At 75.9% G+C, this 17,018-nt stretch carries 2 protein-coding genes and 2 pseudogenes; 2 read left to right on the top strand and 2 right to left on the bottom strand.

From position 1 onward, the window contains the following. The first annotated feature begins 199 nt into the window (after positions 1–199). A complete protein-coding gene (locus tag DV20_RS12800) occupies positions 200–613 on the top strand; it encodes an ATP-binding protein (RefSeq protein ID WP_043779749.1) in 414 nt (137 codons plus the stop codon). Positions 614–716: 103 nt separating this feature from the next. Next, positions 717–872 carry a hypothetical protein gene (locus tag DV20_RS12805; protein WP_043779752.1) on the top strand — a complete coding sequence of 52 codons (156 nt, stop codon included), beginning with the start codon at positions 717–719 and terminating at the stop codon, positions 870–872. A gap of 481 nt (positions 873–1,353) precedes the next feature. Here the strand turns inward: DV20_RS12805 and DV20_RS12810 are convergent. Further along, positions 1,354–7,419: pseudogene (locus DV20_RS12810) on the bottom strand (type I polyketide synthase); the annotation flags it as partial. Between the two features lie 7 nt (positions 7,420–7,426). Beyond that, positions 7,427–17,011 (bottom strand): annotated as a pseudogene (locus tag DV20_RS12815) (SDR family NAD(P)-dependent oxidoreductase); the annotation flags it as partial. Between the last annotated feature and the right edge of the window lie 7 nt (positions 17,012–17,018).

The following is a 17,018-nucleotide window of genomic DNA, read 5'->3' on the forward strand; positions in this document are numbered from 1 at the left end:
CCGGCTGCGCCCCCGAGTCGGCGACGCCCTGCTCGTCGGCTTCGGAGTCGGCGTCCTGATCATCGCGTTGGCCACCGGCATGCAGATGCTCGCCTGAGCATCGGGGCCAGGATGTCGTAAGCAGCCTTCGTGGTGTGGTGGCACCGATCACGGGTACCCGAGCCGCAGACCGAAGACCGACGAAGGAAGCGGGGGTCCCATGCAGACCGAATACGCGCCGACGACTGTCGAACAGGTCGAAACCCGGGTGCTGGACGTCGAGGACGACCTGGCCGAACTGTCCTGGGTTCGCCGATGGGCCCGCTCCGCGCTGAGCGATCTGTCCGAAGCAGACCTGACCGACACGATCATGGTGCTGGACGAGCTCGTATCGAACGCGCTCCGGCACGGGACCCCGCCGCGGCAGGTGCGGCTGCTGCGCCGGGCGGGCTGGCTGCGCATCGAAGTCGACGACTCGTGCCGCGACCCGGCGTGTCCGCGCCCGCCCTCGGAAACCGGCGGACGGGGACTCGCACTGGTCGAGCAGTGCACCATCGCCTGGGGACAGGAACAGCGGCCTACCGGGAAGACGGTCTGGGCCGAGATCGTCCCCACCGTCCAGCCCTCCGGATGAGAACGGCCGTTTGACCGGCAGGGGGTCCGGGGTACCTCCGCGCTCGAAGCGAGCCGCCACCCGCTCAGGGGTGGCGGGTCCCCCGGAAAAGGAGTTCCCCACCGTGATCGTCCTCGGCGTCATCCTGATCATCATCGGCTTCCTCATCGGCATCCCGGTGCTGTACACGATCGGCACCGTGCTCGCCGTCGCGGGCGTCGTCCTCGCGATCCTCGGCGGGACCGGCCGCAGGATCGGCGGCCGCGCGCACTGGTACTGAGCCCGGAACGGGCCGGAAGCCCCGGCTTCCGGCCCTTTCCGTGCGCGTTGACGGACAGCACCACGGTCGCCGGCTGCTGCCCGGCCGCATGGGAGCCGTCCTGAGTGCGAACTCCCCCATACCCGGCCACTTCGGCAGTCTTCCGCGTCTCGGGGTCAACACCGGTCCAGCCGCGTTTCACCTGGGGCGTAGAAGTCCCATCGCTCATCTGCCCTCCTTCGCCAGTTAAGTCGGCGAAGGCACTCGAAAGGTTCACAACGCTGCCCGAGCAGGATCATGCCCGTGACGATCGCGGCATAGGGGGCACCTGGACGCGGCGGCACCGTGCGCGGACCGGATCGGCGGCCGGGTCGTGGAATCACTCGTCCTGGCGCGCGGCCTCGCTGCCGACACCACCGGACGGCATCACCTGCACCCTCGAACTGGGCCGAGGCCCCGCCGGCCGGCCCGCCCGCCCCGGCCCCGCACTGAGCGGGCCTCCTCAGGCGAGCCACCGGTCGACCGCGCGTGCCACCTCCCGCGCGTTCTCCTGTTCCATCACGTTCATGTGGTGCCCCGGCACCTCGACCGTCTCGTCGGCGAAGGGGATCTCGTGCCGCCAGATGGGGTGGTCGGGACCGACGCCGTCGCCCTCGGAAGGGAGCGGGTCCTGCGCCCGGACGAACAGCATCGGTGCCTTCGTCGCGCGCGGGGTGAACGTGTCCAGCACGTTGAGGTAGCCGCCCATCCCGGTGAGCCGGGCGTGGCCGATGCGGCCGAAGAAGTCCTCGCGCGCGAACATCTCGTCGGCCAGGGTCGGCTCGATCAGCGGCAGGTCCGCGTCGAAGAAGTACGTGTCGACGAGGACCACGCCCGCAGGGGTGCGGCCGCGGTGCTCCAGGCGCAGGGCCGCCGCCGTGGCCAGCCAGCCCCCCGCCGAATAGCCGACCAGCGCGAACGGCTCCCCGTCCGCGGCCCGCTCCACCGAATCCGCCAGCAGGCCGGCCATCGCGTCGAACGACGCCGGCAGCTTCTCCCGCGCGTCGGCGTACCCCGGCAGGTACACGACCGAGACGTCCCTGACGCCTTGCAGTTCGGCCGCGAACCGCGCGTAGTGCAGCGGGCTCGACGACGCCGCCAGCGTGGGGACGCAGATCAGCCGCGGCCGCGCGGGGCCGGTGGCCAGGGTGACCGGCGGCGGCAGTTCCGCCAGGTAGGCCGCGTCGTCGTACTTCGGCCGCAGCCGCGCCGCCGCGCGGAGGAACTCGTTGCCGGCGACGATGTCCCGCCGTTCCCAGGCCTGGCGGTACAGGGCGTTGACGGTGTCGCCCGCGTCCGCCGGGGCGGCGGGGCGGCCGGGCGCCAGCTCCCCGGCGAGGCGGCCGGCCAGCGCCGCGGGCGTGGCCAGGTCGAAGACGACCGACACGGGCAGCCGCGTCCCGGTCGCCGCGGCGAGGCGGTTGCGCAGTTCGACCGCCGTGAGCGAGTCGAACCCGGCTTCGAGGAAGGGCCGCCCGGCGGTGATCGCGTCCGCGCCCGCGTGGCCGAGCACGACGGCGGCCTCCTGCCGCACCAATTCCAGGACGCGGGCCCGGCGGTCCTCCTCGGACAGTTCGGCGAGCCCGCCGGCGAACGACCCGGCGGAATCGGGCGCGGTTTTCGCCGCCCGCCGGACGGGGGCCCGGACCAGCCCGCGCAGCAGCGCCGGCACCCGCTCGCCGGAGTTCCGGAGCACGGCCCGGTCGAGCCCGATCGGCACCACGACCGCCTCTTCACCGGCGAGCGCCGCGTCGAAGAGCCGCAGACCGTCCTCTTCGGACAGTGCGACGACGCCGGCGCGGGCCATCCGGTTTCGGTCGGCGGCGCCGAGGCCGCCCGCCATGCCGTCGTGCTGCTGCCACAGGCCCCAGGCGAGGGCCGTGGCGGGCAGGCCGTCGGCCCGGCGCCGCCGGGCCAGCGCGTCGGCGAAGGCGTTCGCGGCGGCGTAGCCGGCCTGTCCCGGCGCGCCGAACTGGCCGGCGGCCGAGGAGAACAGGACGAACGCCGCCAGACCGAGGTCCCGGGTCAGCTCGTCGAGGACGAGGCCGCCGTCGACCTTCGGCCGCAGGACGGCTTCGAGCTGCCCGGGCCGCAGCGAGGTGAGCACGCCGTCGTCGAGCACGCCGGCGGTGTGCAGCACGGCGGTGAGCGGATGCGCGGCGGGCACCGCGGCGAGCAGCGAGCGAACGGCTTCCCGATCGGCGACGTCACAGGCGGCGGCGGTCACATCGGCGCCCGCGCCGGTCAGCTCGGCGGCGAGGTCGGCGGCCCGTTCCGGCCGCCGGGCGGCGAGCAGCAGGTGCCGCACCCCGTGGACGCGGACGAGGTGCCGGGCGAGCACGCGGGCCAGGTCCCCGGAGCCGCCGGTGAGGAGAACGGTTCCGTCGCGGTCGAAGGCGACCGGCCCGGCAGCGGAGGCGGCAGCGGTCAGCCGAGGCACGCGGGCGGCGCCGTCGCGGAGCACGAGCTGCGGCTCACCGGTGGCCACGGCGCCGGCGAGCGCTTCGGCGGAGGCTTCGGTGGCGTCGCTGTCGACGAGGACGAACCGGTCCGGGTGCTCCGCCTGCGCGGACCGCAGCAGGCCCCAGAGTGGAGCTTGGACCAGATCGGGAGCGGGGGCGGCGACCGCGTTGCGGGTGACGAGCACGAGTTTCGAGCCGTCGAACCGCGCCTCTTCGACCCAAAAACGGGCGAGGGCGAGGGTGCGCTGGACGGCATCACGAACGGCGGCGGCGCTCACGGCGGACGCGGCCGGGGCGGCGCCGCGATCGGCCGAGCCGACGCTGCCCGGGCCGGCACCGCGCGGGACCGTTGCCCCCAGGCCGGCGTCGGCCGGGCCCGGGTCACCGGCAGGTACCGTGGCCAGCACCACCGGCGGCACCGCCGTCCCCGCGTCGAGGGCCCGGCCCAGCTCCGCCAGGTCGCCGTACTTCGCCGATACCGTCACGTGTTCCGGTGCCGGGCCGACCACCGGCCACGCCGCCTGCTCGGCCGCCGCGAGTGGCAGCCGGGACCAGTCGACCCGCAGGAGCTCGCCCGCACGGGGCCGGTCGCCCGGCCGGCCGGCCGGGCGCAGGACCAGGGACTCCACCGTCAGCACCGGCCGGCCGGCCGGATCCCACGCCACCAGCGAAAACGCTTCTCCCCCGGCCGGGGCGAGCCGGACCCGCAGGCTCGTCGCCCCCTCCGCGTGCAGGCGGACGCCGCTCCACGCGAACGGCAGCCGGGGTACTCCCGGCTCCGCCGCCGACGCGAGGCGTGCCGCCGCGTGCAGGGCCGCGTCGAGCAGGGCCGGGTGGATGCCGAACCCGTCCGCGTCGACCGGCAGCGTCACCTCGGCGAACACCTCCTCGCCCGCTCGCCACGCGGCGTCGAGGCCCTGGAACGCCGGGCCGTAGCCGAGTCCCGCGGCCGCCAGGTCGTCGTGCAGCTCCGGGACGGACAGCTCCTCGCCCGCCGGTGGCCAGTCCGGTGCCTCGCCGGGCACCTCGCCCGCCGCCACGACGACGGACCCCGTCGCGTGCCGCGTCCACGGCCCTTCGCCGGTCTGCGCGTGGACGCCGACCGTGCGGCGGCCCGACGGCTCGGGCGCGCCGAGCACCACCTGGACGCGGGTCGCCTCGTCCGGCAGGACCAGCGGGGCCTCGAGCGTCAGTTCTTCCAGCTGCCCGTACCCGGCTTCCGCCGCGGCCCGCAGCACCAGCTCCACGACGGCGGCACCCGGCAGCAGCCGCTTGCCCAGCACCTCGTGGTCGGCAGGCCACGACCCCGCCGCGGCCGGAAGCCGCCCGGTCAGCACCAGTGCACCGGTCGATGGCACCGGCACGCACGCGGTGAGCAGCGGGTGCCCGATCGCGGTGAGCCCGGCGGCTTCGACGCCCCCCGTCCGCGGCGGCTCCCGGAGCCAGAAGTGCTCGCGCTGGAAGGCGTAGGTCGGCAAGTCGACAGTGCGGCCCTCCGCGACCACCGCCGCCCAGTCCGGCGCCAGCGTCGTGAGCGCGCCGAAGAGCGTTTCCGGCTCCGGCCGCCCGCCCCGCAGCCCGGGCACGAAGCGGATGTCGCCGGTGCACGCCGGGCCCATCCCGGACAGCACGCCGCCGGGCCCGAGTTCCAGGGCGGTCGTCACGCCCGCGGTCCGCAGCTGCTCGACGGCGTCGGCGAAGCGCACGGTCGCGCGGACGTGCGTCACCCAGTAGTCCACAGTGGCCATGTCGGCGGCGCGGGACACCGTCGAGTGCACCGGGATCAGCGGCTCGGCGAAGGTGAGGCCTTCGACGACGCGGCGGAACTCCGCCAGCATCGGCTCCATCAGCGGTGAGTGGAACGCGTGCGACACGGCGAGGGCCTTCGTCCGGCGGCCCTGCCCGGCGAACGTCTCCGCGATCCGCTCGACGTCCGCCCGCGCCCCGGACACCACGACCGCCCGCGGCCCGTTGACGGCGGCGATCCCGGTCGTGGCCCCCAGGAGCGGGCGCACTTCGGCCTCGGTGGCCTCGACGGCGGTCATCGCCCCGCCCGCGGGCAGGGCCTGCATCAGCGCGCCGCGAGCGGCGACCAGCGTCGCGGCGTCGTCGAGCGAGAAGATCCCGGCGGCGTGCGCGGCCGCGATCTCGCCGATCGAATGCCCGGCCAGCGTGTCCGGGAGCAGGCCCCACGACTCCAGCAGGCGGAACAGGGCAACCTCGACGGCGAACAACGCCGGCTGCGCGTACTCGGTGCGGTCGAGGGCTTCGGCGTCCCCGAAGACGACTTCCCGCACCGGCAGCGGGAACCGCGCGCACACCGCGTCGAAGGCCTCGGCGTAGACCGGGAACCGGTCGTACAGCTCACGGCCCATGCCGGCGCGCTGGGCGCCCTGGCCGGAGAACAGGAACGCCACCTTGCCCTCGGCGGCCGCTTCGGCTTCCGCCCGCGCGAGCGCGTCGAGCAGCGCCGTCCGGTCCGCTCCGGCGGCCACCGCCCGGAAGCCGAACCGGGACCGCGTGACGGCCAGTGATCGCGCGATGTCCACCACGGACAGTTCCGGCCGCTCCGCCACGAAGGACGCCAGGCGGGCGGCCTGGTCCCGCACGGCCTGGGCGGTCCTGCCGGACAGCACCCATGGCACCACCCCGGTTTCCGGGCCCGGCGCCGGTTCCTCGTCCGGAGGCACCTGCTCGACGATCACGTGCGCGTTCGTCCCGGACAGCCCGAACGCCGACACCCCGGCCCGGCGGGGGCGTCCGGTCTCCGGCCACGCCACCGCCTCGGTGAGCAGCCGCACCGCCCCCTCGGTCCAGTCCACCTGCGGGGTCGGCTCGTCGACGTGCAACGTCCGCGGCAGCACACCCCGGCGCATCGCCTCGACCATCTTGATGACCCCGGCCACCCCCGCCGCCGCCTGCGTGTGCCCGATGTTCGACTTCACCGAACCCAGCCACAACGGCCGGTCCCCCGGCCGGTCCCGGCCGTACGTCGCCAGCAGCGCCTGCGCCTCGATCGGGTCGCCCAGTTTCGTGCCGGTGCCGTGCGCTTCGACGGCGTCGACGTCCGAAGTGGACAGTCCGGCGTTCGCCAGTGCCGCCCGGATCACGCGCTGCTGCGCGGGTCCGTTCGGCGCGGTCAGGCCGCTGCTCGCGCCGTCGGAGTTGACCGCCGAGCCGCGGATCACCGCCAGCACCGGGTGACCGCGGCGGCGAGCTTCGGACAGCCGTTCCAGCAGCAGGATCCCGGCCCCTTCGGCCCAGCCGGTGCCGTCCGCCGCGGCGGCGAACGCCTTGCACCGGCCGTCCGGGGCGAGGCCGCGCTGCCGGGAGAACTCGAGGAACGCGGCCGGCGTGGCCAGGACGGTGACCCCGCCGGCCAGTGCGAGCGTGCATTCCCCGCGCCGCAGCGACTCGCTCGCCAGGTGCAGCGCCACCAGCGCCGACGAGCACGCCGTGTCCACCGTGATCGCCGGGCCTTCGAGACCGAGGGTGTAGGCGATCCGGCCGGAGGCGATACCGCCGGCGCTGCCCGTGCCGAGGAAGCCTTCGAGTCCTTCCGGCGCGCTGCCGTTCCAGACGCGGGCGCCGTACTCGGTGTAGATGACCCCGGCGAACACTCCCGTGCGGGTGCCGCGCAGCGACGCCGGGTCGATCCGGGCGCGTTCCACCGCCTCCCAGGCGGTCTCCAGCAGCAGCCGGTGCTGCGGGTCGGTGGCCAGTGCTTCGCGCGGGCTGATCCCGAAGAAGCCGGCGTCGAACTCGGCCGCGCCGGGCAGGAACGCGCCCGCCGCGGTGGTGGACGTGCCGGGGTGGTCGGGGTCGGGGTCGAACAGCCCGCCGAGGTCCCAGCCCCGGTCGGCCGGGAACTCGCCGACCGCGTCGACGCCGTCGGCGACCAGCCGCCACAGCTGCTCCGGCGACTCGGCCCCGCCGGGGAAGCGGCAGGCCGTCCCGATGATCGCGATCGGCTCCCTGGCTCGCTCTTCGAGTTCGCGCTGTTTCTGCCGGGCGTCGCGTGCCTCGGTGACCGCGCGCTTGAGGTAGGCGCGGAGCTGGTCCTGCGAGGCCATGTCACGCCATCCCGAAGTCGTTGTCGATGAGGTCGAAGAGTTCTTCGTCGGACACCCCGTCGAGGTCACGGGGGCCGTCGTCCGGCGCGGTGCCGGGATCGGCGGCGAGGGCCCGCAGGCGGGTGAGGATCCGGGCCCGCGCTTCCGGCCCGGCGGTCCGGAGCGCGGCGGCCACGCCGTCGAGGCCGGCGAGGGCCGCGGCCGCGGTGTCGTCGGCGTCCCCGGCGAGCCGGGCCTCGGTGAACGCGGCCACCGCGGCCGGTGACGGGTGGTCGAAGACCAGCGTGCTCGGCAGCTTGACGCCGGTGGCGGCGCTGAGCCGGTTGCGGAACTCCACGGCGATCAGCGAGTCGAAGCCGATCTCCAGGAACCCGCGGTCGTCGCGGACCGCCGCGGCGGACGTGAGTCCCAGCGCGTCCGCGGTCAGCTGCCGCACCAGGCCGAGCACGGCTTCGGCGCGCTCCGCCGGGGCCGCGCCGCGCACCCGCCGCGCGAAGCCGGCCGGGTCCGGGCCGCGGCCGGTGTCCCGCCGCCGCGGCGGCCCGGCCAGGCCGCGCAGCACCGCCGGGACCTCGGCCGGATCCTCCGCCGAGCGCAGGACGGTCGTGTCGACGCGCACCGGGACGACGACGGCGTCGTCCACGGCCAGCGCCGCGTCGAACAGTTCGAGGCCCTGGGCCGAGGACAGCGGGAGCAGGCCGATGCGGGCGCCGCGGGCGAGGTAGACGTCGCCGAGGCCGCCGCTCATCCCGCTCGGCTCGGCCCACAGGCCCCAGGCCAGCGCCTTCGCCGGCACGCCCGCGGCGCGCAGCCGCCGGGCGAACGCGTCGAGGAAGGCGTTCGCGGCCGCGTAACCGGCTTGCCCGGCCGTCCCCAGCAAGCCCGCCGCCGACGAGAACAGCAGGAACGCCGCGAGGTCGTGGTCCTTCGTCACCTCGTGCAGGGCCAGTGCCGCGTCGAGCTTGGGCCGCAGCACCGTCTCGACCCGCTCGGGGGTCAGGGCCGTGACGACGCCGTCGTCCAGCGCACCCGCCGAGTGCACGACCGCGGTGAGGTCCGGCAGGCCGGCCACGACCTCGGCCAGCGCGGCCCGGTCCGCCGCGTCGCACGCGTGCCAGCTGACGTCGGCACCCCGGTCGCGCAGCTCCGCCAGCAGGGCGGCGGCTTCCGGGCTGCCGGCCCCGCGCCGGCCAAGCAGGGCGAGCCGGGTGACGCCGTGGTGGCCGACCAGCCGCCGGGCCACCAGGCCGCCGATCAGCCCGGAGGCGCCGGTGACCAGCACGGTCCCGTCGCCCCACGCCGGAGCCGCCTCGCCGGGGGCCGCCCGGGTCAGGCGCGGGACGCGGAACTCGCCGTCCCGGACGGCCACCTGCGGCTCGCCGAGGGCGACAGCTGCTGCGAGGTGGTCGCCCGCCGGGTCGTCCACGAGCACGAACCGGCCGGGGTGCTCGGACTGCGCGGAGCGCACCAGGCCCCAGAGCGCGGCCTGCGCCGGGTCCGGCAGCTCCCCGGTCGCGGCCGCGACGCCGCCGCGGGTGTGCAGCACGAGCCGGTCGGTCCCGGCGCGGTGCTCGTCGTCGAGGAAGGCCTGCACGAGTTCCAGCGCCCGGAACGTCGTCCGGCGGACGGTCTCCGCCGGATCGCCGTCCTCGGCGGCGAACCCGGCCAGCAGGTCCCCGCGCGCGGTCGCCACGTCGTCCACCGTGGACACCTCGGTCCAGCTCGCCGGCGGCTCGGCCGGGGCCGCGACGGGCACCCAGTCGAGCCGGTGCAGCCCGTCGGTGGCCGGGCGGGCCGGTTCGGGGACCGGCCGCGTCACCAGCGCGCCGATCCGGGCGAGGAGTTCCCCGGTCTCGCTCGCGACGGTCACCGCGAGCCCGTCGCCGGCCGGGGACAGCCGGACGCGCACCGCGGTGGCCTCGGCCGCGAACCGCGTGTAGCCGGTCCACGAGAACGGCAGGCCGTCCGGGGCAGTCCGCAGCGCGGACGCGTGCAGCGCGGCGTCCAGCAACGCCGGGTGCAGCCCGAAGGAGTCCGGTGCGCAGCCGTCCGGGAGGCGGACCTCGGCGTAGACGTCGTCGCCTGCCACCCAGGCCGCGTGCAGGCCGCGAAAGGCCGGGCCGTAGCCGTAGCCCCGCTCGGCGAGGTCGTCGTAGAAGCCGGCCAGATCGACGGGAACCGCGCCGGGCGGCGGCCATCCGGGCAGCCCGGTCGCGGCCGGCGCGGCCGCCGACAGCACCCCGGTGGCGTGGCGTGTCCAGGTCTCCTCGTCGTCCGGCCGGGAGTGGACGGTGACGGCCCGGCGGCCCCCCTCGTCCGGCTCGCCGACCAGCACCTGCGTCTCGACGGTGCCGGTCGTCCCGAGCACCAGCGGTGCTTCGAGCGTCAGTTCGTCGACGGCCGGGCAGCCGGTCCGCTCGCCCGCGGCGCTCGCGAGTTCGAGAAAACCGGTGCCGGGAAACAGGATCACGCCGTGCACGGCGTGGTCGGCGAGCCACGGCCGGCCCGCGACGCTCAGCCGTCCGGCGAACGCGACTTCCGTGCGCCCGGCGACCGCGACGACCGCGCCGAGCAGCGGGTGCCCGGAGCCGGGTGGCCCGTCCGGCGAACCGCCGGACGGCGCACCGCGGTCCAGCCAGAACCGCTCGCGCTCGAACGGGTAGGTCGGCAGCGGGACGCGCCGCGCGTCCGGGAAGAACGGCCGCCAGTCGGCGGGAACACCCCGCACGTGCAGGGTGGCCACCGATTCGGCGAACCGGTCCGTGCCGCCGTCGTCGCGGCGCAGGGTGCCGGTCACCACCGCGTCGGCGCCCCGGTTCTCGACGGTTTCCAGCAGCGCGTTCAGCAGCACCGGGTGCGGCCCGACCTCGACGAACGCCGTGTGCCCCAGCCCGGCCAGCCGCTCGACGACCGGTTCGAGCAGCACGGTCTGCCGCAGGTTCCGGTACCAGTAACCGGCGTCCGTCGCCGGGCCGTCCAGCCGTTCGCCGGTGACGGTCGACCAGAACGCGATCTCGGGCACCCGCGCCCGGATCGGGGCCAGCTCGCGCAGCAGCCGGTCGTGGATCCGCTCGACGTGCGCCGAGTGCGAGGCGTAGTCCACCGGCACCGCCCGGGTCCGCACGCCTTCGCCGTCGCAGTACGCGATCAGCTCACCCAGCGCTTCGGGATCGCCCGAGACCACTGTGGACGACGGCCCGTTGACGGCGGCGAGCGCGAGCCGGCCGCCCCAGCGGGCCGGCAGCAGGTCCGCCGCCGCGGCCCCGGGCAGGGCGACCGAGACCATCCCGCCCTGCCCGGCCAGCTCGCCCAGTGCCCTGCTGCGCAGGGTGACCACGCGCGCCGCGTCCGCAAGGGACAGTGCACCGGAGACGCACGCCGCGGCGATCTCGCCCTGCGAGTGCCCGACGACCGCGTCCGGCTCGACACCGGCGGACTGCCAGAGCCGGGCCAGGGAGACCATCATCGCGAACAACGCCGGTTGCACGACGTCGACGCGGTCCAGGCCCGGTGTACCGGGTTCGCCGAGCAGCACGCCGGTCACCGACCGGCCGGCGAACTCGCCGAGTGCGGCGTCGCATTCGGCCATCCGCTTGGCGAACACCTCCGACTCGCGCAGCAACCGCGCGCCCATCCCCGCCCACTGGCCGCCCTGGCCGGGGAAGACGAACACGGTCCGGCCGGGGCTCGTCGCGGCGCCGGAAACCACCGAGGAGGCCGGGCGGCCCGCCGCGAGTGCCCGCAGCGCCGCCCGTGGGTCCGCGGCCGGCAGCACCACGGCGCGGTGCTCGAACCGGGGGCGCGCGGCCAGGGACGCACCCAGATCCGCCCACCGGACGTCCTCTTCACCGTCCACATGGGACAATAAGCGGGCGGCCAGCGCGGCCAGCGCGGTCCCGGTCTTCGCCGACAGGACCAGCGGCCCGGCCGCCGGGGCCGGGGCCGGTCGCGGGCGCTCGCGCACCGGTGTGTGTTCGAGCACGACGTGCGCGTTGGTGCCGCTCATGCCGAACGACGAGACACCGGCCCGGCGCGGCCGGCCGCCGTCGGGCCACGCCACGGCCTCGGTGAGCAGCCGCACCGCGCCCCCGGTCCAATCCACCTGCGACGTCGGCTCGTCGGCGTGCAACGTCCGCGGCAGCACACCACGGCGCATCGCCGCCACCATCTTGATCACCCCGGCCACCCCGGCCGCCGCCTGCGTGTGCCCGATGTTCGACTTCACCGAACCCAGCCACAGCGGCGTTTCCCGGTCCTGGCCGTACGTCGCCAGCAGCGCCTGCGCCTCGATCGGGTCGCCGAGCGTCGTGCCGGTGCCGTGCGCTTCGACGGCGTCCACTTCGGACGGCCGGAGCCCGGCCCGCGCCAGCGCGTCCCGGATCACCCGCTGCTGCGAAGGGCCGTTCGGCGCCGTGAGGCCGTTGCTCGCGCCGTCGGAGTTGACCGCGGAACCGCGGATCACCGCCAGCACCTCGTGGCCGTGGCGCTCGGCGTCGGAGAGCCGTTCCAGCAGGAGCACACCCGCGCCTTCGCCCCAGGCCGTCCCGTCGGCGGCGGCCGAGAACGGCTTGCACCGCCCATCCGGGGCCAGTCCGCGCTGCCGCCCGAACTCGACGAACGCGCCGGGGTTGCTCATCACGGTCACGCCGCCGGCCAGTGCCAGGGTGCATTCGCCGCGCCGCAGCGACTCGGCCGCCAGGTGCAGCGCCACCAGGGAGGACGAACACGACGTGTCGATCGACAGCGCCGGGCCTTCCAGGCCGAAGGTGTAGGCCACCCGGCCGGCCACGACGCTGGAGGCGATGCCGGTGAGCAGGTGCCCGGCCGCGGCTCCGGCGGCCGAGTCCCACGGCGGGCCGTAGCCCTGGTGCGTCACGCCGGCGAACACGCCGGTGCGGCTGCCGCGCAGGCCGTGCGGATCCAGGCCGGCGCGTTCGACGGCCTCCCACGAGGTCTCCAGCAGCAGCCGCTGCTGCGGGTCCATCGCCCTGGCCTCCCGCGGGCTGATGCCGAAGAACGCGGCGTCGAACCCGGCGGCGTCGTCGAGGAAGCCGCCGGAGCGGGTGTAGGTCTTGCCGGGGAGTCCCGGCTCGGGGTCGTACAGGTCCTCAAGGTCCCAGCCGCGGTCGGCCGGGAAGCCCGAGATGGCGTCGCGGCCCTCGCGGACGAGGTTCCAGAACTCCTCCGGCGTGTCGGCACCGCCGGGGAACCGGCAGGCGATGCCGACGACGGCGATCGGCTCGTCGGCGGCGACGGGTGCGGCCGCGGTTTCGTCGAGGACCGTTCCCAGCGCCGTGCGGTGCAGTTCCGCGGCGAGCGCGGTGACGTCCGGGTGGTCGAACACGACGGTCGCCGGCAGCCGCAGCCCGGTGTCGCCGTTGAGCCGGTCGCGCAGGTCGACGGCGGTGAGCGAGTCGAACCCGAGTTCGCGGAAGGCACGGCCGGGGTCGACGCCGCCCGGCTCGTGGTGCCCGAGCACCGCGGCGACGTGCCCACGGACCAGCGCGGTGACGAAGGGCAGCCGGTCGGCCTCGGGCAACTGTGCGAGCCGGGTCGCGAGCGGCGTGGTCCCGGCCGGGGCGGGGGCCGCGAACCGCCGTCCTTCGGGTAGTTCGTCCAGGAAGAAGCCAGGACGGCCGGCGGTGAAGGCGGGCACGAAGGCGGCCCAGTCGATGTCGGCGACGACGACGGCGGTTTCGCCGTGGTCGAGGGCGTGCTGCACCGCGGCGACCGCGCGCCGGGGCGGCATCGCGGCCAGACCGCGACGGCGCAGGTGCTCCTCGACGCCGTCGTGGGCCGCCATTCCGGTTTCGCCCCACGCGCCCCAGGCGATGGCCGTGGCCGGCAGGCCGCGAGCGCGGCGGCGCTGCGCGAGGGCGTCGAGGTAGGCGTTCGCGGCCGCGTAGGCCGCCTGGCCGTCGGCGCCCCAAACCCCCGAAACGGAGGAGAACAGCACGAAGGCGTCCAGGTCGGTGCCGGCGAGCAGGTCGTCGAGGTGGGCCGCGCCGGCGGCCTTGGGCGCGGCGACCCGGGCCAGCTCGGCGGCGCTCGTGCCGTCGAGCGGGGTGAACTGCGGGACGCCCGCGGCGTGGACGACGGCGTTCGGCGGGTGCTCGGCCAGCAGCGCGGCGAGCGCGGCGCGGTCGGCGACGTCGCACGCGGCGACGGTCACCCGGGCGCCGAGCGCGGTCAGTTCGTCTCGCAGGTCCGCGGCGCCCGGCGCGTCGAGCCCTCGGCGGCTGCCGAGGACCAGGTGCTCGGCGCCGTTCTCGGCGAGCCACCGGGCGACGTGCGCGCCGAGCGCACCGGTGCCGCCGGTCACCAGGACCGTTCCGCGCGGGCGCCACGGCCGTTCGGGGGCGGTGGCGGGGGCCGCCGCCCGGACCAGCCGCCGGCCGTGGACGGCGTCCCGGCGGACCGCGACCCGGTCCTCGCTCGCCGTGCCGAGCAGGCCGGCGAACCGCGGCACCGCGCCGTCGGCGACGTCGGCGAGCCGGAGTTCGCGCTCCGGCACCTCCAGTGCGGCCACCTGGCCGAGGCCCCAGATCCGGGCCTGGTCGGGGTCGGGGGTTTCGGCCGGGTCCACCGCGACGCCGGACCACGTGACGAGCCAGCACGGCGCGTCGATCCCCGCCAGGGCCTGCAGCGCCACGGTGGTGAGCGCGAGCCCGGCCGGGATCTCCGGGTGCCCGGGGTGGGGCGTGGTCCCGGCGGCCAGGAGCGAAAGGACACCGGCGGGGGTCGTGCCGCCCAGTGCGGAGTGCAGGCGTTCGGCGACGGCGTGGCGGTCCAGACCGGTGTCGAGCGTGACGGTGACGGCGTCCGGGTCCAGGGCCTGGCGGATTTCCCCGGCCCAGGACGCGCCATCGGCCGGGAGCAGGACCAGCCAGGTGCCCGACGGCGGGGTCGCGGGCCGCTCCGGCAGGGCCGGCCACGCGATCCGGTAGCGCCACGGATCGCCGGCCGGCCGGTCGTGCTCGAGCCAGAACCGCTCGCGCTGGAAGGCGTAGGCAGGCAGGTCGACGGTCCGCGCCCCGGCGAAGAACGCCGTCCAGTCGGCGTCCCGGACGTGCCCGAGCGCGGCCACGGCGGTGACGGTCTCGGACTCCCCCGCTCGCAGGGCGGGGACGAAGGTGAGGTCTTCGGCGCACTCGGCACCCATCGCGGACAGCACGGCGTCCGGCCCGAGCTCGACGCAGGTCGTCACGCCCGCCTCGGCCAGCGCGCCGATCGCGTCGGCGAAGCGGACGGTCGCGCGCACGTGCTCGACCCAGTAGCCGGGGGTGGCCGGGTCCGCCGACGGCGAGACGGCCGAGACGAGCGGAATCCGGGGCCGCGCGTAGGACAGCCCGGCGGCGACCGCCCGGAATTCTTCGAGCATCGGCTCGACCAGCGGCGAATGGAAGGCGTGCGACACGTCGAGCCGCTTGGTCCGCCTCCCGAGTCCGGTGAAGTGGGCGGCGATCGCGGCAACGGCGTCTTCGGCACCGGAGACGACGACGGCTTCGGGCCCGTTGACGGCGGCGATGTCGGCGGTGGCGGCCAACCGCGGACGCACTTCGGCTTCGGCCGCCTGGATCGCGACCATCGCACCGGTCTCCGGCAGGGCCTGCAGCAGCCTCCCACGGGCGGCGACCAGCTTTCCGGCGTCGGCCAGGGACAGCACCCCGGCGGCGTGGGCCGCCGCGAGCTCGCCCACCGAATGGCCCGCCAGCCGGTCCGGGCGGGCGCCCCACGACTCGAACAGCCGGTAGAGCGCCACTTCCAGGGCGAAGATCGCCGGCTGGGCCAGGTCCGTCCGGGTCAGCTCGGCGCCGCCGAGCACGAGGTCGCGGTCGATTCCCGCGGCAGCGCACGCTTCGTCGAAGGCCCGCGCGTACGCCGGGTACCGCTCGTGCAGCTCACGCCCCATCCCCCGGCGCTGGCTGCCCTGGCCGGTGAAGAGGAACGCGGGCTTCCCGGCCGCGACCCGCCGCGGCCGCGCGGTCTCGAGCGCGACCGGCAGGGTGTCCCGATCCGCACCGGCGACGACGATCCGGTGCTCCCACGCGGACCGGGTGGTGAGCAGGGAAAGCCCGATGTCCGATGGGGACAGTTCCGGGTGGTCCGCCGCGAAGGCACGCAGCCGCGCGGCCTGGTCCCGGGCCGCGGCCGGGGTCGCGCCGGTGACCACCCAGGGCACCACCCCCTCGTGCGTGCCCGGTTCGTCGCCCTCCGGCGCCTGCTCGAGCACGACGTGCGCGTTGGTCCCGGAGATCCCGAACGACGACACCCCCGCCCGGCGCGGGCGGCCGGTCTCCGGCCACGGCACCGGTTCGGACAGCAGGGAGATCGCTCCCGCGGTCCAGTCCACCTGCGGAGTCGGCTCGTCGAGGTGCAGGGACTTCGGCAGCACGCCGTGGCGCATCGCCTGCACCAGCTTGATGATGCTCGCGACACCCGCCGCGGCCTGGGTGTGGCCGAGGTTGGACTTCACCGAGCCCAGCCACAGCGGGGTTTCCCGGTCCTGGCCGTAGGTGGCCAGCAGCGCCTGCGCCTCGATCGGGTCGCCCAGCCGGGTGCCGGTGCCGTGGGCCTCCACCACATCGACGTCCGATGTGGACAGCCCGGCGTTCGCCAGCGCGGACCGGATCACCTGCTGCTGCGCCGGTCCGTTCGGGGCGGTCAGGCCACTGCTCGCGCCGTCGGAGTTGATCGCCGAGCCCCGGACGACCGCGAGCACCGGGTGCCCCAGCCGCCGCGCGTCGGACAGCCGCTCGACCAGCAGCATGCCGACGCCTTCGCTCAGCGCCGTCCCGTCGGCGCCGGCGGCGAACGACCGGCACCGCCCGTCGGCCGACAGCGCACCCTGCCGGGCGAACTCGACGAACATCATCGGCGTCGCCAGCACGGCGACCCCGCCGGCCAGCGCGAGCGCGCATTCGCCGCGGCGCAGGGATTCGCAAGCCAGGTGCAGGGCCACCAGCGACGACGAGCACGCCGTGTCGACGGTGACCGCGGGACCGGTCAGGCCGAGGGTGTAGGAGATCCGCCCCGAGGCGACGCTGCCGGAGATCCCGGTGCTGAGGTAGCCCTCGAGGTCCTCCGGCGCCCGGCTCAGCCAGGACCCGTAGTCGTGGTAGACGAGCCCCGCGAACACCCCGGTCCGGGTGCCGCGCAGGGAAAGCGGGTCGATCCGCGCGTGCTCGATCGCCTCCCACGAAGCTTCGAGCAGCAGCCGGTGCTGCGGGTCCATCGAGAGGGCTTCGCGCGGGCTGATCCCGAAGAAGGCCGGGTCGAAGTCGGCGACGCCGTCGAGGAAGCCGCCCGAGCGCGTGTAGGTGGTGCCCGGCCGGTCGCGGTCGGCGCTGTAGAGCGCGTCGAGGTCCCAGCCGCGGTCGGCGGGGAACCCGGAGATGACGTCGGCGCCGGAGGTGACGACCTGCCACAGGTCCGCCGGCTCCCGGACGCCGCCGGGGAACCGGCAGCTCATCCCGACGACGGCGATCGGCTCGGCGGCCCCGGCGGTCAGCTCCCGATTCCGGTGCTTGAGCCGCTCGTTCTCCTTCAGCGCGGCGCGCAGGGCCTCGACGATCCGCTCGGGCGTGGTGGTC

Source organism: Amycolatopsis rifamycinica, assembly GCF_000695625.1.
Taxonomy (GTDB): domain Bacteria; phylum Actinomycetota; class Actinomycetes; order Mycobacteriales; family Pseudonocardiaceae; genus Amycolatopsis; species Amycolatopsis rifamycinica.

What these genes read in the sequence shown, in the direction of transcription:
- DV20_RS12800 (WP_043779749.1), top strand. Translation starts at nt 200, where the DNA reads ATGCAGACCGAATACGCGCCGACGACTGTCGAACAGGTCGAAACCCGG.